The following is a 19062-nucleotide window of genomic DNA, read 5'->3' as shown; positions in this document are numbered from 1 at the left end:
AAATTTCTATAAATTGAGACATGATTTTTGTTATCCAAAAATCATGCCTGTTACGGATGCTGAATTTCTGATGAAATTCGGCATCGCATACTTAAGGATAATATTGATTATACCCAAAATCAACAAAATTGTACCACTAGATTGGTCTCCATCATATATCACATAGAAAAAACAGACCTATGCTTACACTACATTAGGTCTGTTTATCACTGATTTCACATTTAAAAGTTTTCTAAAATACTGTTATCAAAATGAACTCTTCAAAACCGCATAACTATGTTGACTACTGATAAATTTTCAGGCTAAATGAAAATCAAAGCTTCATTTTTATCAAAGCCCAACCTAAACTCAAGGCTTTCAAGATATATTTTGATAATAATTGGGTTGTGCCTAGATTTAGCAAGTTTTTTTATCAATCAATAACATAAATATGCGGGCTATCACATTTGTTTTTGATAAATGCCCTACAACTCCAATTTCCACAACACCATTTTGGGATTTTCCCAATTTATCTCTTCTTATACACCAGCACTTCCGGGTTTGCTCCCTCTGCCTCGTAGGTGCAAACAAGGATGAAATCCATATTTGCAACTATTCCAAAGCAGAGCCCCGGAACAATTTCTGACTCCAGCTGATTTCCAAGGTATGTGGTTGCATCATCAAGATACTTCACTTTCATTCCGCTAGGCAGCTTATACTCTAAATTCACATAACTACCAACCAAAGCGTTCAGCTTTTCCAGCTTTGGCATGCCCTCTATGCCAAGGGCATTTATCTCATCAATCAGCTGCTTTTTAAACTCCTCGAACTGTCCCCCATCACTGAGCTCATCGTATTTCTTCCAGTAATTTAGCTTAGGCAGCTCAATCTTAAGATAAGAGCGAGCCTGCTCCTCAGTGAAATTTTCACCAACCATGTGCGGCACACAAATCTCAATCAAATCATCCATATCGCTGTATGTGTATGTACCATCGGCGTAGCACCACTTGCAATATTCCTCATTCAGGCTTCCATCTTTATTGCGACCAATAATCTCATCCTCAAGTGGCATGCCGCAGCACTGGCAGATTAGCTTGTTTGGCGAACCAAGCAATGTATTGATTGATACATTATAAAGATTTGATAAAAGCTTCAGTGTCTCTGTATTGGGAACAGTATCTCCATTTTCCCAGCGAGATACAGCCTGTCTTGTGACAAAAACCTTTTCGGCTAATTCATCCTGAGAAAAACCATTTTTTGTTCTAAGCTCTAATAAAACTTCCTGTGTACTCATAGATTAACACCTCCTCACAAATAGATTATATTATGAAGATATATTTAATGCACGCAACTGACAGTTGCCATTTGAAGACAAGGAATTTTCACTATCCTTCTTTATTAAAATGATATAATTGGACCTAAGTAACCGAAAACAGTGTAGATGATTGGATACAGAAAGATATGAAAATTTATGAAAGACTATATTAAGAAAATACTTGCTATTGCTGTTCCCATAATGCTTTCAAATCTGATATCGCAGCTACAGATGTTAATTGATAAGGTTTTCATCGGCAGACTGTCACTCGAAAGTATGAGTGCAGTAGGAAATGCTTCTACGCCAATGTGGACCACAATGAGCATCATTTTTGCACTAACTACAGGTGCCACAATCCTAGTAAGTCAGCTATATGGTGCAAATGAGCTTGATAAAGCAACAGCAACACTGGCTTCAGTATTTAAATTTAATAATGGTATAGGAATTATTCTTTTCCTGTTCTGGTTTTTCACACCACAGGTGGCTTTCAACCTTATTGGCGTTGATGAGAGCATCATCGGTATGAGTATTGATTATGCTCACTACTTTGCTCCAATATTTATTCTTACCGGTATCGGTGCATCTATCAGCTGTATGCTGCAGGTAAGCCAGAAGACTCAGATTATGGTATGGTACGGAGTATCCAGATCACTGGCAAATGTAGTGCTAGATTATATATTGATTTTTGGCCACTTTGGTCTTCCTGCCATGGGAGTAAAGGGTGCAGCTATTGCCACAACATTAGCTGAATTACTTGGTGATGCAATCGTTCTTGTTTATGTATTAACTGCAAAGGATATTGTAATCAGGCCAAAGTTCATTCAGATCTTAGAAGCAAAGCTTTCGCTATACACTGATACAATTAAGTTCGGCGCACCAGCAGCCTGCGAAGAATTCGCTTGGAATCTTGGACATTTATATCTTATAGCAATGCTCAACAAGATTTCCGTAGAAGCTGCAGGAATACATTCTATTGTATTTAGTGTAGAGCTAATCGCAGTTGTTGTATCTGGTTCATTTGGTACTGCCGCTCTTACACTTTCAGGCTACGAGACAGGCAGAAAAAATGTAAAAGGTGTGTGGGATGTGGTAATGTGTTCCTCTTATCTTGCCTGGGGATTTTCAGTGATTAATCTTGTATTTTTCCTGCTGTTCCCAAATCAGATATTAGGAATATTTACTAAAGACAAAGCAGTACTTGCTGCAGCGCCATTATATCTTTTAATTGTTGGTTTGGATTTATTCCCTAAAAGTGGAAATATTATTTTCGGTTCTGGAATCAAAGGCTATGGTGAGCCTTCCTGGATGTTAAAGACTCAGCTTTTTGGAACCTTCTTCGTAGTGGCTATGAGCTCAGTTATAGTAATGGTATTTCATAGGGGAATACTTGAAATCTTCGGACTTGTTGTTGTAGATGAAATCTTACGTTTCGTTCTAAACAGCTGGAAGTTAAGAAAAATCAGAGGCGAAAGTGAATCCCTGGTTTTACAGGAAGTTGCACAAGAGGATTTGTATTAAAGGATTAAAAAAGGACTGGTGTCATCACCAGTCCATAACTATGTGTTTTAAATTTCAGGCATTACCTTTAATGCACCCTTAACCTGAGTTACCTTTGCAGCTGTTGCATTTGCAATTGTAAGCAACTCTTTAATCTGGTCTGCTGAAAGCTCTATTCCATGACCTAAGATGTAATGAAGAGCACAACCCATAAATGTATCTCCAGCTCCTGTAGTGTCTACTACTGATTCCATCTTAACACCACTCACCTTAACCAACTGACCATCAGCCATTCCGATACTTCCATCTGGGCCAAGTGTAACGAACACCTGCTTAGCTGATGACATTTCTTTTATAGCCATATATCCAGCTTCCATATCTGAAAGACCTGTCATAAATTCTACTTCGTTATCTGAGATTTTAAGAATATCGCAGTTTTCCATTCCCCACTTGATTGCAGCCTTTGCATCCCCAAGATTAGCCCAAAGTGGCTCTCTTAAGTTTGGATCAAAGGAAACAAGAAGTCCCTTTTCCTTTGCAAATGCTACAGCTTTTTTTGTAGCTTCCTTAGCACACTCAGATGTCATTGAAAGTGTTCCAAAATGGAAAATCTTTGAATCCTCGATTAAATCAAATTTAACCTCTGATGCATTAAGCATCATATCTGCTCCTGGATTTCTGTAGAAGCTAAAGTCTCTATCTCCGTTAGGAAGCTTCTTAACAAAGGCAAGTGTTGTACGTACCTCTTTATCAAATACTACACCTGAAGTCTCGATCCCAAGCTCCTTGATTGTGTCTGTAAGCATATGTCCAAACATATCCTCGCCAACTTTACCGATGAAAGCTGTCTTGTGACCAGCCTTTGTAAGAAGTGATAATACATTACAAGGTGCTCCACCTGGACATGCCTCAAAGGTATCATTGCCCTGTGATGATTGCTCACCTGGAGCCATGTCAATTAAAATCTCTCCTAATGCTATTACGTCAAATCTTTTCATTATATTGTGCTTTCCCTTTCTATATACGATACCGGTAAAAGAGTGCGCTTAGGCACAACCTTTCCCTCTGAAGCTGCTATAACAAGTTCTACTGCCGACTCTGCCATCTCTTTAATTGGCTGGTGAATAGTAGAAATAGGTGGTGTGGTAATTCGTGAAATCATAACATCATCAAATCCCACCAGCTTTATATCTTCTGGTACCTTTTTTCCTATTTTACCACAAACCTGAAGCACTTGTGCTGCAATTAAATCAGAACTGGCAAATACACCATCAATATCAGAATCAAGCTTTAAAGCACTATCTAAAAGTGAATGATAATCCAGGCTTTCGTACTGATCCTGACTGGTGACTATTTCCTTATATGAAATACCATTTTTTTCACAAACTTTTGCAAAACCTTTTACACGATCGTCCGCAGGCATTGAATTATTAACAACACCTGAAATCATAAGAACATTCTTACATCCTGAATCAATAAGAGCCTGGGCTGCCAGCATTCCCCCCTGTTCATTGTCACACTCTACGGCTGCAGTTCCATTTTCTATAAAACGCTCTACAGTGACAAGCGGAATTTTGCTATCTGCAAATTCCGATACCTGTACACTGGGAGAAAACAAAATAACACCTGCCACTCGATTACTTGTACACATGTCTAGATATTCCTTCTCCTTGTGTTTTGCCCCTTTTGAGTTGGCAAGGATTATTTTATATCCTTGTTTATTTGCTGCGTTTTCAATATTACTAATCATTTCCGAAAAGTAAGGATGTCTGATATGTGGGACTATAACCCCTATGGTTTTTGTAGACTTCTTGGATAAAGATCTTGCCACCTCATTTGGTTGATAGTTAAGCTCTTCCATGGCCGCATAAACCTTTGCTCTAGTCTCTTCGGAAATGTATCCTCTGTTATTTAGTACTCTCGATACTGTGGTGACAGTCAATCCGCACTTTGCTGCCACATCCTTTAATGTTGCCATTTTCCCTCCAAATTATAGCTTCTTGTTTTTCTGAGGAAAAACAAAAATCTATGCTTAACTCCATGCCCACATTTTATCATAAAAATCGGCAATACCCTACTGTGCATTGCCGTTTTTATTTATGAATGTTCAATAGTAAACTTCTTAGTTTTTAAGTTAGCTTTAAGTCTTGCAAAAGCATCTCCCTTTTGTCTGAGAATAACAAGCTCTTCATCGCTGCAATCCTCTAATATGAACTCTCCATCAAAAGCTGGATGCTCATTTCTAAACTTCATAAGCTCAAGTAATTTCTTAACCACTGGTCTTTCAACCTCGCGGTCGATTTCATCAAGCTTGTAGTAGTGACGATTAATATTTCTACCAACCTTTGTCTCCTCTAAAAGCTGAAGATCGTTCTTTCCTGCAAGAAGTCCAACATAATAAACCTGTGGAATACCTGGTGCAAAGAACTGAACTGCTCTTGCGAGAAGATAAGCATCGTCATCATCACCAAGTGCTGAATAGTAGCTGCAGTTAACCTGATAAATATCAAGGTTATTGTATGCTGCTGTGTTGTAAATCTTTTTAACATTAGCGCCGAATTTAAAGATGTCTTCCTTTGTACGTTCGATTTCCTCATCAGGAAGAAGATCCTTAACGTCTACAACTCCGATTCCATCGTGTGTATCAAGTGTTGTAAACTGCTTTCTTGGGCAAATCTCAAGCCAGTGCTTTAAGTACTGTGACTGTCCATAGTAAAGGCCGTTAATAAGAAGCATAGGAAGCGCAAAATCATATACATAATAATCATGACTTTCAATCTTCTGCTGCATTGTATAGTGCTCATGAATCTCTGGAAGAAGTGTTACACCATATGGCTCAACAATCTTAGCTGATTCATCCATAAGCTCCCAAACCTCTGGCTCAATGAAAAAGCATGAAGAGCCTGCCTTTTTAGTAGCATAAGCAAAGGCATCTAATCTGATCATTGCAAGACCATGCTTACAAAGTGTCTCAAGATTATCCCTGATAAATTCCTTTGCTGTAGCAGATTTACAGTTTATGTCAATCTGCTGCTCATCAAATGTACACCATACCTTCTCAGTAGTGCCATCTGCAAAATTCGCATCTACGTATGGAGCTCTTGGCTTTCTCTTGTAGATTGCATCTACCTCTGCCTGTGTAGGCTCGCCATTCTCCCAGAAATCCTTGTAACGAATAAAAAGGTCTTTGTACTTAGAATCGTCCTTCTTTGCAAGGAAATCCTTATAGTATTCACTCTGGGCTGAAATATGATTAATCATGTAATCAGCCATGAGATAATAATCTTCTGCTAACTTTTCGATATCATTCCAATCACCAAATGCTGGATCAACTACGTGGTAATCCATTGGAGCAAAGCCTCTGTCTCCTGATGATGGGAAGAATGGAAGGATGTGAATTCCACCAACTGCATCTTTGAAATGCTTATTCATTACTGTTGTTAAGTCTGTCAGGTTGTTACCCATGCTGTCAGCATAAGTGATGAGCATACATTTGTTTTCTAACTTTTTCATTTTATTCAATCCTTTTTATTATTTTATAGGAAGGTGTGCCATTTAAAGATTTGCCTGCGGCAAATGGCACATCCTGCAATACCTTATCTTCGATAAAGTATTGCCTATTTAACGGCACCTGCTGTAATACCTTCCACGATGTATCTCTGAAGGAATAAGTACAGAAGAAGGATTGGAAGCATTGCAAGTAACAGTGCAGCCATAATTAATCCTGTATCTGTTGAATAAGTACCGTAGAATACCTTTGTTGCGATAGGAATTGTGTAAAGCTCTTTACGTCCAAGTACAAGAGATGGAAGTAAGTAGTCATTCCAGAATGCCATTGCATCAATGATTGCTACTGTTGCAATTGTTGGCTTTAATATCGGAAATACGATTTGTGAGAAAATCTGCCATTTGTTACAGCCATCAATTGTTGCTGCCTCCTCAAGTGAGATAGGTACGTTTGTGTGAATACTTCCGTGGAACATAAATGTTGCCATTGAAAGTGAGAAACCGATGTGCATAAAAATAAGTGTAATTCTGTGATTTAATATTCCAAATATTCCACCGTATAAAGAAACAAGAGGAACCATAAGTACCTGGAATGGAATTACCATTGATGCAATCATAGTTACAAATAAAATCTTATTTGCTTTCCAGTTATTTCTAACAATCAGGTATGCAGTCATTGATGAAAGAATGATTGTACCGATTGTTGAGAAAATTGTAATAAAGAGTGAATTTCCAAATGAATTCCAGAAATTCATTTTCTTAATAGCATTAGGGAAATTCTCTAATGTGAATCCGTGCTTACCTATAAGAGCAAGTGGATTTGCAGTGATATCTGCCTTAACCTTAAATACATTTATGATTACCATTATGAAAGGGAAAATAAATGCTACAAATAATATCGCAAGTACGATAATCATAATGGCGTGTCTTATTTTTTTATTGCGAGCTGCTTTTTCGTTTTCCATTATGCCTGCACCTCCCCTTTCTTACCAACGTATACTTGAATTCCACCGATAATAGCGCAGATTACAAAGAGGATAAGTGCCTCTGCCTGACCTGTACCATAGTTCTTGTTGATGAAAGCCTGGTTGTATACGTGCATAGCAGCAAGTGCTGAGCTTCCGTATGGATCACCGTTTGTCAGTGAAAGGTTTACATCGTATACCATGAAGCATCTTGTGATTGTAAGGAATAAACACTGTACAAATGATGCTGTCATAAGTGGAATTGATATATGAATGATTGACTGTGTCCCCGTACAGCCATCAATTTTAGCCGCCTCAATAACATCTTCTGAAACACTCATAAAGCCTGCCACATAAATAAGCATCATATAGCCTGCATACTGCCAAACTGAAACAATAATAAGTGCTGCAATTGCACCTGTTTCTGTAGCAAGGAGTGATTTGGCATCTCCACTTGCTATAGAAGCTGACAGTGAAACTAATGCCTTATTAAATACAAATTTCCAAACATAACCAAGTACGATACCACCGATAAGGTTTGGAACAAAGAAACCTGCTCTAAAGAAATTCTGGCCCTTGATTCCGCTTGTTACCATATAAGCGATAATGAAGGCCACTGCATTTACCAAAATAACAGCGATTGCTGAGTAGATAAATGTACGTCCAAGAGATACCCAATATCCTGAATCTCCAAACGCATTAACATAATTTTCAACGCCAACGAATGGCTTATTGCGTGAAACTCCATCCCAACTTGTAAATGTAAGATAAAGACCATAAATAAAAGGAATGATTACCACGCTTGCAAAAATAACTGTAGATACTCCTGCAAAAAGTAAGTACTGTCTAAATTTATACCCCAGTGTATTCGTTTTCATAAACATCACCTTTCAAAATAATAGGGCCTCAGTTACTTATTTTTCTGAGGCCCCGTTGTGAACAAGGTAGTTCGCGCCATTTTTTATTGCCTATGGCCTGGCGCTCACAGCATAATTAGTGGGCAATTGGAGTAGCTGTCTTGAAGTATTCTGTAACTTCCTTAGCAACTTCTGCTCTATCAATAGCCTCATCAAGGTATTTCTGCATAATCTCCTGACCTACTACTGTCATGTGATCATCTGGAAGGTAGTTGTAGTTTGGTACAAGGTTTCCAGCATCAGCGTATGACTTAACTGAAAGTGAAAGTGGATCAAGTGCTGAAGCATCAATGTTATCGAATGCAGGAACTAAAGCACACTTCTCTGTAAGGAAAGCATTACCTTCTGCATCGCTTACTAACCAGTTAAGGAAATCAAGAGCTGCCTGTCTCTGCTCCTCGCTTGTAGCATCTGAGCTATCTACGAAGATGTACTTAGAACCACCACCAACAAGCTTTGCGTTTGTGCCGTCTGTTGTGTTCTGTGGAACTGGCATCATACCAAGGTTCTCTGTGTAGTCATACTGGTTGATTACTGACCAATCCCAGTTACCACCAAACATAAATGCGATGTCTCCCTGAGCAAACTTCATTGATGTTTCTTCACGGTCAGCGTTTGAAGCAGAACCCTTAGCGTAGTTGTACTTAACAAGTGTCTCGAATGTATCCATGATTGAGTTGAACTTCTCATTTCCAGCAAGGTCTTCAGAACCAGCAAGAAGTCCGTTTACGAATGCATCTGGATCAGCCTGCTCTTCGTAAATCATTGGGAACCAGTGAGCACCAAGTGACCAGTACTCTGAAAGAATACCAACTGGAGCTTCCATTCCACCAGCTACAAGCTCATCAAGAAGCTTCTGGAAGTCATCAAGTGTTGCTACTGATGAAGGATCAAAATCCTTACCTGTTACCTTCTTAATTGCATCTGCGTTGTAAAGAATACCTCTTGCCTCTACACAAACTGGGAAACCAGCAAGCTTATTGTTTACTGTGATACCGAGTGTTGTGTGGCTAGCCCAATCTTCATTTGAAAGATCATAAGCATAATCATCTGCAAGTGAGTAGATATCCTTTGCATCAACCATTGTAAGTGTGTATGGATCGTTTGATGCATATCTTGTTGCTACCTGTGAAGCAACTGTTGTATCTGTATCAGCATTGTAAACCTCAACGTGTACACCTGTGTTTGCCTCATACTCTTCTGCCATCTCTTCAAACTGAGTCTGAATCTCTGTCTTAGAGTTTAAGATTGTGATAGAAACACCATCACCCTTTGCTGCCCCATCGCCTGAGCCTGAAGCTGAACCACATGCAACCATAGACAAGCCCATAGCTGCAACCATAACTAATGAAACTAACTTTTTCTTCATTTCAATTACCCCTCCTTCAAAAGGTCTGTTTGTTTTTGATGTTAGGATGATACCATTGCCTGTTAATATATGTCAACCGGTTGACATATATTTTGCAGCTAAAAATATCGATTTTGTAAATTTCGGCTTAATTCGTAGCGTTATTTTTGTGCATAATTACAATAAAATAAGGGCAAATTAGGTTAACTCGTTTGTATTATCCGCATGACATATGAAATCGGTTACACATAGATTGCAAAAAAATACCCCCAGGCACTGGCATACCTGAGGGTGTAGTAAAAGGAGTATTTTAATTAGAAATCCAAGTTATTCTGTGAAAAGTGGTGTAGAGTAGTATCTGTCACCTGAGTCTGGAAGAAGAGCTACGATAGTCTTGCCCTTGTTCTCTGGCTTCTTTGCGAGCTCGATAGCTCCGTGAAGTGCTGCACCTGAAGAGATACCTACTGAGATACCTTCCTTCTTTGCAAGAAGCTTTGCTGCTGCGAATGCATCATCACTGTCTGCTACGAAAATCTCATCATAAACTTCTGTATTAAGAACATCTGGAACGAATCCAGCGCCGATACCCTGAATCTTATGAGCACCTGCTCTGCCCTCTGAAAGCACTGGAGAATCCTTTGGTTCAAGAGCAACAACCTTAACATTAGAGTTCTGAGACTTTAAGTACTCACCAACACCTGTAACAGTTCCGCCTGTACCAACACCTGCAATAAAGATATCAACCTTTCCATCTGTATCCTTCCAGATTTCTGGACCAGTTGTTGCACGGTGTGCTGCTGAGTTTGCAGGGTTAACGAACTGACCTGGAATCCAGCTGCCTTCGATTTCTGCAGCAAGCTCCTCAGCCTTTGCGATAGCTCCCTTCATTCCCTTTGCGCCTTCTGTAAGAACGATTTCTGCGCCGTATGCCTTAAGAATGTTTCTACGCTCTACAGACATTGTCTCAGGCATTGTAAGGATTGCTCTGTATCCCTTTGCTGCTGCGATAGCTGCAAGACCGATACCTGTGTTTCCTGATGTTGGCTCTATGATTACTGAACCTGCTTTAAGAAGTCCCTTCTGCTCTGCATCCTCGATCATAGCAAGCGCTACTCTATCCTTAACAGATCCTGCTGGATTAAAGTACTCAAGCTTAACTAAAACTGTAGCCTCAAGACCAAGCTCCTTCTCAATATTTGTAACTTCTACAAGTGGTGTGTTTCCAATGAGCTCTGATGCGCTCTTGTAAATGTTTGCCATTTCATTATCCTCCGTACATAATTACTAATAAATATTATAGCTTAAACTGCCTTTATATCAACGTTTGATTCATTAACTGAACCCTGAATTCCGTCAATTGCTGCAAAGCCCTTTTCAAGATCTTCAATGATGTCATCAATGTGCTCTGTACCAATTGAAAGTCTGATTGTAGACTGTGTGATTCCCTGGTCAAGAAGCTCCTCTTCTGTAAGCTGGGAATGTGTTGTTGTCGCTGGGTGAATTACTAAGCTCTTAACATCAGCTACATTTGCAAGGATTGAGAAAATCTGAAGATTGTCGATGAACTTGTAAGCTGCTTCCTTGCCGCCCTTGATTTCAAATGTGAAGATGCTTCCGCCATTCTTAGGGAAATACTTCTTATATAACTCGTGATCTGGATGATCCTCAAGTGAAGGATGATTTACCTTTGCAACCTTTGGATGATTCTTAAGGAACTCTACAACCTTTGTTGTATTCTCTGCATGTCTATCTAAGCGAAGTGGTAATGTCTCAATTCCCTGCAAAAGAAGGAATGCATTGAATGGTGAGATTGTAGCTCCTGTGTCGCGAAGAAGGATTGCTCTAATGTATGTAACGAATGCAGCAGGTGCAGTAGCATCTGCAAATGAGATTCCGTGGTAGCTTGGATTTGGCTCTGCAATTGCAGGGAACTTGCCACTCTTCTTCCAGTCATATGTGCCTGCCTCTACGATAACACCACCAAGTGTTGTTCCGTGTCCACCGAAGAACTTTGTTGCTGAATGAACTACTATGTCTGCGCCATGCTCGATTGGACGTACCCAGTAAGCTGCACCAAATGTGTTATCAACTACAAGTGGAAGATCGTGTCTGTGAGCAATCTCTGCAAGTGCATCAATATCTGGAATATCTGAATTTGGATTTCCAAGTGTCTCAATGTAGATTGCCTTTGTATCGTCCTTAATTGCATCCTCAACCTCTTTAAGGTTGTGAGCATCTACGAATGTAGCTGTTACGCCGTACTGTGGAAGTGTGTGAGCAAGTAAGTTGTAGCTTCCGCCGTAGATTGTCTTCTGTGCTACTATGTGTCCGCCGCCTGCTGCAAGAGCCTCAATTGTGTATGTGATTGCTGCTGCTCCTGATGCAACTGCAAGGGCTGCTGCTCCGCCTTCAATAGCTGCTACTCTCTGCTCTAAAACTCCCTGTGTTGAGTTTGTAAGTCTTCCGTAAATGTTACCTGCATCTGCAAGACCAAATCTGTCTGCTGCATGCTGTGAATCTCTGAACACATAAGATGTTGTCTGATAAATAGGTACTGCTCTTGCATCAGATGCTGGATCTGGGTTTTCCTGTCCTACGTGAAGTGCTAATGTCTCGAATCTATAATTACTCATAATTTTAATCTCCTTTGCTTATCAATAATATTTTTAACAACAGTAACAATAATCTCTTGAGCCCTGCATTCGGCCGTTTTTACAGTTGTGTCTTACAAAAGAAATTAAAAGATTTTTCATTTTGAATTACCTACCCTTTCGCTATGTTTTTCTTGTTGGGATTATAATAAATTATATTACCTACTAGGTCAATAGGTTTTAATATGGGTAAAAATTATAGCTGGCTATCAAGGGAATTGATAGCTAAGGCTATCCTTAGTTTCACTGTGATTGTGGCAAGCCACAGGTTCTATTTACGGGTACTAGGTATAAGAAATGCAATTGTACCCGTAAGAAAAAAAATTGGTTTTTGAAACTTACGGGTAACCCTGTAGCTTCCTTCCATACACCCGTAAAATCTGAAAGTATTTCCCCATATTTTAACAATTGTGAATATTGATTACGGGTAGATTAGTGTGCTTCCTAATCTCGCCCGTAAATATCTTTAAAAGTGACAATTTTTTACGGGTAAATCCAAAGAATCTTCCCATTTTACCCGTAAAGGGTTTGAACCATACTTTTAATTTACGGGTCATACAGATACTCTCCAATATCACACCCGTATAAATGCATCCCAAATGCCACTTTTATACCATCGGGATGCATAAGTGGCTTTGCGGCTCCGCCACAGCCCCATTTTCACCCCTGCTTGATTACCAAATATCAGCCTAAAGGCGAGGTGTCAATGACGCGAAGCGCCAAAGGGAATCATTGACACCGAGACTGGGCTGATATGATGTGTCAAGCAGGAGGGAAAAAGAAAAAAGACCAGATGAGACACCTCATCCGGCCTTCGGCCACCTTGTCTCGCCTTCCGGCTCGGTCGTTGCTAAACAGGCTCCACTGGAGCCTAGCAACCCTCAAGGGGAAGCCTCCTTAGTGCATATGACACGCCTCAACCTCAGGGTCTGGGAAATCCTTAGGGTCGTATTCGATTCCGTTCTTGTCGTAGTAGTCTCTTACTGCAGACTTGATAGCCTCCTCAGCAAGTACTGAGCAATGGAGCTTGTGGGCTGGAAGTCCGTCAAGGGCTTCTGTTACTGCCTTGTTTGTAAGCTGAAGAGCTTCTGATAGTGGCTTACCCATAATGAGCTCTGTTGCCATTGAAGATGATGCGATGGCTGATCCGCATCCAAATGTCTCAAACTTAACATCCTCGATTACCTGTTCATCATTAATCTTAAGATAAATTTTCATGATGTCACCACAGACTGGGTTACCTACCTCACCAACACCATCTGCGTTCTCGATAACCCCTACGTTTCTTGGGTTTCTAAAGTGATCCATTACCTTTTCGCTATATAATGCCATTTTTCAATTCCTCCAAATTAATCTCTCTATATGAATTAAGCTACTGTGTGCTCTGCAAAAATATGTTCTCTCTTGCCACTTACCAAGTCACCCCAGAAAGGTGAAAAACCTCTGAGATACTCAACTACTTCTGTCACAGACTTAATGATGTAGTCTACCTGCTCCTCTGTTGCATCCTCTCCAAGAGAGATACGAAGTGAACCGTGAGCTACCTCATGTGGACGACCAATTGCAAGAAGCACATGGCTAGGATCAAGTGAACCTGATGTGCAGGCAGAACCAGATGAAACGGCCACTCCCTTATCATCTAAAAGAAGAAGTAATGACTCTCCCTCGATACCTTCAAAGCAGAAGTTTACATTTGACTTTACTCTCTGATTTCTATCACCGTTAAGCTCAGAGTATGGAATCTTTGAAAGACCTTCGATAAGTCTGTCCTGAAGCTTTGCAAACTTCTCATTGTTCTCATCAATGTGAGCTACCGCGTCCTCAAGTGCTACCGCCATTCCAACAATACCAGCAAGATTCTCTGTACCTGCTCTCTTGCCTCTTTCCTGTGCTCCACCATTGATTACGTTTGTAAGGATGATTCCCCCTCTTGCGTAAAGCACGCCTACACCCTTAGGGCCGTGGAACTTGTGAGCTGAAATTGAAAGCATATCAATGTTCTGCTCCTTCACATCAATATGAAGATGGCTTACAGCCTGAACTGCATCTGTATGAAAGATAACTCCCTTTTCTTTACATACTGCTCCGATTTCTGGAATTGGCTGAACTGTTCCAATCTCGTTGTTAGCATACATGATAGTTACAAGTGCTGTATCCTCACGAATTGCATCCTTAACCTGCTCTGCTGTAACAACGCCGTTTGAATGTACGTCAAGAAGCTCTATCTCGAAGCCTTCCTTCTCAAGTGCCTGAAGTGTATGAAGCACTGCATGATGCTCAAACTTAGTAGAAATAATGTGCTTCTTGCCCTTCTTCTCTCCAATTCGTGCAGCTGAGATGATAGCCTGATTGTCTGCCTCGCTGCCACCTGATGTGAAATAGATTTCACGTGGTGATGCACCAAGAACCTTTGCGATTCTTTCTCTTGCTTCCTCAAGCTCCTCCTTTGCCTTCTGTCCTACTGAATATAAACTGGATGGGTTTCCATAAACTTCTGTAAAATATGGTAGCATTGCTTCCACTACCTTAGGTGAAACAGCTGTAGTAGCTGCATTATCTGCGTATACAAACATCTCCTTTTACTCTCCTTTTCTATAACCTGTAATCATTGCATATTTACCTACTAGTTTAGTATGCTTATATAATATAAAAAGAATCACCCACTTAGTCAATGGGTGATTCTCAAAAAATCCTTTATTGCGACATTTTATCAATTACCAGATAGCGAACTTACTATTCTGTCTTGAACTGATTAATAGCAAACTTCAAATCGTTAGCGTTGTTCTTACTATTCTCAGCTATCTCTTCTATGTTCTTGGAAACATCTATAGCCTGAACATTTTTGCCCAGAATATTAGAAACACCGTCAGTATTTTCCACAGAAGCATCATTAACTGCCTTAATCTGTTTTGCTATTTCATTTATTGATTCATTAAGAGATTCCATGGCATTTCCTATATCTGAAACAGACTGTTCAATGGTGGAAATACCCTCATCATAATGTTTACTTTGAGAAGAGAAAATCTCAAAGCTTGAGATAACATCATTCTTAATGAAATCTATAAGTGAAGACACCTGACTTCTTACATTGGCAACAGATTCATTGCTGGCTGCTACTATCTCTGTAATATTCATGGCTGTTTCTTTTGACTGTTCAGCCAATTGTCCAATTTCTCCTGCTACTACAGCAAAGCCCTTGCCTGCTTCACCAGCTCTGGCAGCTTCAATAGAGGCATTCAAAGATAAAAGATTTGTCTGAGAAGTAATGGACATAATATCCTCTGCCAAAGTATTAATCTGCTCAACAGCATTTAAACTATCTAAGGCAGTCTCCATACTAGCCATAGTTTCCTGTAGCATTGACATATTTTTATTGATTTCTGTGTTAATCTGGTCATTCATCTTAGTGGCTGAAGCTATAAGCTCAGTGGAGTCATTCTGGCCTGTTTCAACCTTTTCGTTTACAGTAGAAACTAATTCCAATATGTTATCAATTTCGTTTCGAATGGACTCAATAGCTGAGTTCGTCTCATTGATTTTATATGCCAAAGAATCTGCAATACCCTGGTTATCATTTGTAACCTCACTTAGCATTGTAGATGCATTTTCAAGATTCTTTGAATCCTTCTCAAGCATATCATTGTATTCTCTAAATACGCTAACCGCACCCTTTAAGCTTATTATTACAGTACGGGTAGCAACAGCCAGTTTTCCTATCTCATCAGCTCGCTTTTCATATTTAACAATATCTTTATTATCTGTTATATCAAAGGCTGCTACTCGTGTAAGGGCAGTTTGAATATTTGTAATAGGCTTTACTAACTTGCTAATGATAAATACCAGAATCAAGGCTATAAGTATGGTAATAACTGCGCCATAGATAATTATCAAGTTTGAATAATGATATGCATTTCCGTAAAGCTCTTTTTCCTGAGCACCAACCAGCAACAGCCAATCATTGTCACTCAAATAAGTATAGTATCCCAGCATTTTTTCGCCGGTTGCGTCATCTATATAATCAATAAATCCTTCATTCTCAACAGCACCATTTGAAATATCAGCAATAAGAGAATTTATTATTGGCTTCTCACTGGAAAGGGTTATTTCATCTGGATTTGTCGAATAATAAACCACTGGATTATTGACGCCAGTAAGAACAACCTCCTGATTCTCGCAAATATGAATTGCAGATTCCAAAAGATTGTAAAACTCTGTCTTATCCACTTCCACCGAAACATAACCTGCAGGCTTACCATTTGAGTTGTATGATGATCTTGCAAAAATCATACTTATCTCACTAGTTGCAGGAGATACAGCTGTAACACTATTGTATACAGTGTTGCCTTGGTCATTATAGTAAAGACCCTGAATCATTTTCACAAGGTCAGGATTATTCATATATCCTATCATTTCAGGAAGAGTATGGGTCAAAACTTTCCCCTGATACTCAACATAAAACATACTTTTCATATCAGGTATGATACTTCCATAGTACTGAGTATATGCCTGAGCGGCTGCCTGAATATCTGGATCATCAGGATTATCTATAAGTGCTTTCATATCCTGAGATGCCATAAATCCATCCAGATAAGCATATTCCTTTTGAATAAGGGCACTCAAGCGAGATGAAGATGATTCGCTTACCCCTGAAAGCTCAACAGCTGCTTCGTTTTTCATTATGTTTACCAAACTGTATGAAGCCAAAAAGCTCATGACTACCATGGCAATAGTGGTACATATAATGATGTGTATGGTAATGCGAACCGAAATTTTCTTGATTTTCATTTCCGCTCCTAAATTACTAATAAAGCACTACTATTCAGTATCATCCTTGAAGAATGAAATCTCTTCATTAAGCTTAACGGCAATTTCCTTCAAGTCATCTGCAGAAGCAGCAAGTGTAGAAACTGTAGCTGAAAGCTCCTGAACAGAAGCACCCGTTGTTTCTGAAGATGCTGCATTCTCTTCTGAAATTGCTGAAAGAGATGACATTGCATCAGAAACTATATCATTTGAAGATACGCAGGTCTCAGCACCGCCGGCGATTTCCTTAACACCATCAACAGTTCCGTTGATATCCTCAATCATGCCATTAACTGATTCAAGGGTTCCACCGATAGCTTCCTGCTGCTCTAAGTTGCCCTGCTTCACGAGGTTAGCTGCTGCAACCGCTGCCTCAGACTGCTTAAGCAAAATATCCATCTGAGTTCTGATATCCTGAGCCATGCTATCAGAATCATCGGCAAGCTTTCTGATTTCCTCAGCAACAACCGCGAAGCCCTTACCAGCTTCACCAGCACGTGCTGCCTCAATAGAAGCATTAAGTGAAAGAAGATTTGTCTGTGAAGCGATTCCAGAAATACCTTCTACACTATCATTGATACTTGTAACAGCGTCCTTTGTAGCAGAAATTGTTTTTGCAATCTCTTCAATCTTTGCTGTCATATCACTACTTGAATCCTGAAGATTAAGAAGTGATTTGCTGGAGGTCTGTGAGGCCTCTTTCATCTTGCCAGCAAGATTTTCCATATTTTCTGTAGATGTCTGAACACCCGAAACGGCATCAGTAATCTTACCAACATTCTCTGCTGCTGACTGGATTTCCTCAGCCTGCTGTACAGCACCTGTGGCAATTTCCTGAACTGCATTTGCTACAGTATCCGTTGTGGCTGCAATCTGATTTGCCATCTCTGCCAAATCCTCTGAAGAGGTTGTTACATTGGCGGCAGAATGCTTAATTGATAAAACAATGCCTCCTAATCTATCAATAACGGAGTTTGTACTACGAACAATTTCGCCAAATTCATCTTTACGTTTTTCATGAACATCAATCTTCTTAAAACGACCATCTGCCAACTGGGAAATAGTTGCAGTAACAGCAAGTATAGGTTTTGTGAAGCTTGTTGCAATCATAAGCGAAATAATTACAGAAATAACTAATAGAACAACACCTACCAATACAGTAGCCATTGCCGCTTTGTTTGCAGATGCCATTATTGCGCTATTTCCCTTTGAAACAGCAACAACATAGCCACTCTTAGGCTCTCTGGTCCATGACATGTAGGTAAGATCACCATCAAATGTAGATGTCATTACACCTGATTCATCAGATGAAGACATAAATTCATATGAACTAAGATCATATTCATCTTCAGGACCAATTTCCATCTTAGCATGAGATACCATAATACCAGCTCTATCTACGATATATCCATCTTCGATATTAGCTGCCAAGAACTCATGAAGGTTATTCAAATCATAGCTTCGCTGAATTGTAGCAATAACCTTAGAATGTGCCTCATCATAAATTGGAACACACATAATCATGATACGATTACCAGCTTTTTTACTAACCTGAACATTTGATATTGCTATCTGTCCAGTAGTAACAGCCTGCTGGAAATAATCTCGATCCGAGGTGTTTGCATTTTCTTTTCTATCTGTTCTAAGAATCTGGTCTCCGCTGGCCAATGTCAAAATAATACTCTTATTACCATCATTAATGTAATCGTTGATGGCATCCATATGAGCCAACATAACTTCATCTGGAACAGGCTGTGTCTCAGTATGATAATACTCGATATAATTTACAGTACTTGGCGCTGTTGCAAAGGTTTCCAAGGCACTAGTATTTAGGGAGATAATCTCAGAAAATTCTGTTTCTACCATCTCGCCAGTCATAGCAAGTAATTCCAAAGCATCATCCTTGGACTTAGTTGTAGAATTTCGATAGCTAATAAGAATAGCTATAAGCAAAGGAACAGCCACAAGCAAAGCCATGATTATAATAAGCTTTGTCTTGATACTATCCTTAAAAGCAATACCTGACTTGCCAGTTTTAGCGACCTTCTGGCTCTTATCCTTTTTATTTTCCATAGTTCAA

14 protein-coding genes are annotated in these 19062 nt (G+C 39.6%); 1 reads left to right on the top strand and 13 read right to left on the bottom strand.

Annotated elements, in window-relative coordinates; translation table 11 throughout:
• Positions 1-508: 508 nt before the first annotated feature.
• Positions 509-1273, bottom strand: coding sequence for a zinc ribbon domain-containing protein (locus G592_RS0103100; RefSeq protein ID WP_028246516.1), 765 nt, complete (start codon positions 1271-1273; stop codon positions 509-511).
• Positions 1274-1450: 177 nt separating this feature from the next.
• On the opposite strand from G592_RS0103100, the gene G592_RS15510 reads away from it, so the two are divergent.
• Positions 1451-2812 carry an MATE family efflux transporter gene (locus G592_RS15510; protein WP_051194732.1) on the top strand — a complete coding sequence of 454 codons (1362 nt, stop codon included), beginning with the start codon at positions 1451-1453 and terminating at the stop codon, positions 2810-2812.
• A gap of 47 nt (positions 2813-2859) precedes the next feature.
• On the opposite strand, the gene G592_RS0103090 is transcribed toward G592_RS15510, so the two are convergent.
• The 12 genes from G592_RS0103090 to G592_RS0103030 all read right to left on the bottom strand — a co-directional run bounded on the left by G592_RS0103090 (position 2860) and on the right by G592_RS0103030 (position 19055).
• Positions 2860-3789 (bottom strand): carbohydrate kinase family protein, encoded by a 930-nt coding sequence (locus tag G592_RS0103090; RefSeq protein ID WP_028246515.1) that lies wholly within the window; start codon positions 3787-3789, stop codon positions 2860-2862.
• Positions 3789-4769 carry a LacI family DNA-binding transcriptional regulator gene (locus tag G592_RS0103085; RefSeq protein WP_028246514.1) on the bottom strand — a complete coding sequence of 327 codons (981 nt, stop codon included), beginning with the start codon at positions 4767-4769 and terminating at the stop codon, positions 3789-3791. Before G592_RS0103085 ends, G592_RS0103090 begins: the two co-directional genes overlap by 1 nt.
• A 119-nt stretch (positions 4770-4888) precedes the next feature.
• Complete coding sequence (gene gtfA / locus G592_RS0103080) at positions 4889-6304, bottom strand: sucrose phosphorylase (RefSeq protein ID WP_028246513.1); 1416 nt, start codon at positions 6302-6304, stop codon at positions 4889-4891.
• A 104-nt stretch (positions 6305-6408) separates the two neighbouring features.
• A complete protein-coding gene (locus G592_RS0103075) occupies positions 6409-7263 on the bottom strand; it encodes a carbohydrate ABC transporter permease (RefSeq protein WP_028246512.1) in 855 nt (284 codons plus the stop codon).
• A complete protein-coding gene (locus G592_RS0103070; RefSeq protein WP_015549127.1) occupies positions 7263-8141 on the bottom strand; it encodes a carbohydrate ABC transporter permease in 879 nt (292 codons plus the stop codon). The genes G592_RS0103075 and G592_RS0103070 overlap by 1 nt, the downstream gene beginning before the upstream one ends.
• Before the next feature lie 115 nt (positions 8142-8256).
• On the bottom strand, positions 8257-9549 hold the full coding sequence (locus G592_RS0103065) for an ABC transporter substrate-binding protein (protein ID WP_028246511.1): 1293 nt from the start codon (positions 9547-9549) through the stop codon (positions 8257-8259).
• A gap of 306 nt (positions 9550-9855) precedes the next feature.
• The gene (cysK, locus tag G592_RS0103060; RefSeq protein WP_028246510.1) at positions 9856-10788 is read right to left on the bottom strand and encodes a cysteine synthase A; all 933 of its coding nucleotides are present in this window, start codon (positions 10786-10788) and stop codon (positions 9856-9858) included.
• A gap of 41 nt (positions 10789-10829) precedes the next feature.
• On the bottom strand, positions 10830-12161 hold the full coding sequence (locus tag G592_RS15505; RefSeq protein WP_036951647.1) for an O-acetylhomoserine aminocarboxypropyltransferase/cysteine synthase family protein: 1332 nt from the start codon (positions 12159-12161) through the stop codon (positions 10830-10832).
• Positions 12162-13076: 915 nt separating this feature from the next.
• Positions 13077-13511: a Fe-S cluster assembly scaffold protein NifU gene (nifU, locus tag G592_RS0103045; RefSeq protein WP_028246509.1), complete on the bottom strand. Its 435-nt coding sequence runs from the start codon at positions 13509-13511 to the stop codon at positions 13077-13079.
• A gap of 35 nt (positions 13512-13546) precedes the next feature.
• Positions 13547-14752, bottom strand: a complete 1206-nt coding sequence (gene nifS, locus G592_RS0103040; protein ID WP_028246508.1) for a cysteine desulfurase NifS — start codon at positions 14750-14752, stop codon at positions 13547-13549.
• 160 nt (positions 14753-14912) lie between these two features.
• Positions 14913-16964: a methyl-accepting chemotaxis protein gene (locus G592_RS0103035; RefSeq protein ID WP_028246507.1), complete on the bottom strand. Its 2052-nt coding sequence runs from the start codon at positions 16962-16964 to the stop codon at positions 14913-14915.
• 30 nt (positions 16965-16994) lie between these two features.
• The gene (locus G592_RS0103030) at positions 16995-19055 is read right to left on the bottom strand and encodes a methyl-accepting chemotaxis protein (RefSeq protein WP_028246506.1); all 2061 of its coding nucleotides are present in this window, start codon (positions 19053-19055) and stop codon (positions 16995-16997) included.
• Between the last annotated feature and the right edge of the window lie 7 nt (positions 19056-19062).

The sequence above is a fragment of the Pseudobutyrivibrio ruminis CF1b genome, assembly GCF_000424005.1.
Lineage (GTDB): Bacteria > Bacillota > Clostridia > Lachnospirales > Lachnospiraceae > Pseudobutyrivibrio > Pseudobutyrivibrio ruminis_C.
This window is presented reverse-complemented; position numbering and strand designations above follow the sequence as displayed.

Excerpts from the sequence above, each read along its gene's own strand:
- G592_RS0103100 (WP_028246516.1), bottom strand. The coding sequence starts at position 1,273 with ATGAGTACACAGGAAGTTTTATTAGAGCTTAGAACAAAAAATGGTTTT.
- G592_RS15510 (WP_051194732.1), top strand. The coding sequence starts at position 1,451 with ATGAAAGACTATATTAAGAAAATACTTGCTATTGCTGTTCCCATAATG.
- G592_RS0103090 (WP_028246515.1), bottom strand. The coding sequence starts at position 3,789 with ATGAAAAGATTTGACGTAATAGCATTAGGAGAGATTTTAATTGACATG.
- G592_RS0103085 (WP_028246514.1), bottom strand. The coding sequence starts at position 4,769 with ATGGCAACATTAAAGGATGTGGCAGCAAAGTGCGGATTGACTGTCACC.
- gtfA (WP_028246513.1), bottom strand. The coding sequence starts at position 6,304 with ATGAAAAAGTTAGAAAACAAATGTATGCTCATCACTTATGCTGACAGC.
- G592_RS0103075 (WP_028246512.1), bottom strand. The coding sequence starts at position 7,263 with ATGGAAAACGAAAAAGCAGCTCGCAATAAAAAAATAAGACACGCCATT.
- G592_RS0103070 (WP_015549127.1), bottom strand. The coding sequence starts at position 8,141 with ATGAAAACGAATACACTGGGGTATAAATTTAGACAGTACTTACTTTTT.
- G592_RS0103065 (WP_028246511.1), bottom strand. The coding sequence starts at position 9,549 with ATGAAGAAAAAGTTAGTTTCATTAGTTATGGTTGCAGCTATGGGCTTG.
- cysK (WP_028246510.1), bottom strand. The coding sequence starts at position 10,788 with ATGGCAAACATTTACAAGAGCGCATCAGAGCTCATTGGAAACACACCA.
- G592_RS15505 (WP_036951647.1), bottom strand. The coding sequence starts at position 12,161 with ATGAGTAATTATAGATTCGAGACATTAGCACTTCACGTAGGACAGGAA.
- nifU (WP_028246509.1), bottom strand. The coding sequence starts at position 13,511 with ATGGCATTATATAGCGAAAAGGTAATGGATCACTTTAGAAACCCAAGA.
- nifS (WP_028246508.1), bottom strand. The coding sequence starts at position 14,752 with ATGTTTGTATACGCAGATAATGCAGCTACTACAGCTGTTTCACCTAAG.
- G592_RS0103035 (WP_028246507.1), bottom strand. The coding sequence starts at position 16,964 with ATGAAAATCAAGAAAATTTCGGTTCGCATTACCATACACATCATTATA.
- G592_RS0103030 (WP_028246506.1), bottom strand. The coding sequence starts at position 19,055 with ATGGAAAATAAAAAGGATAAGAGCCAGAAGGTCGCTAAAACTGGCAAG.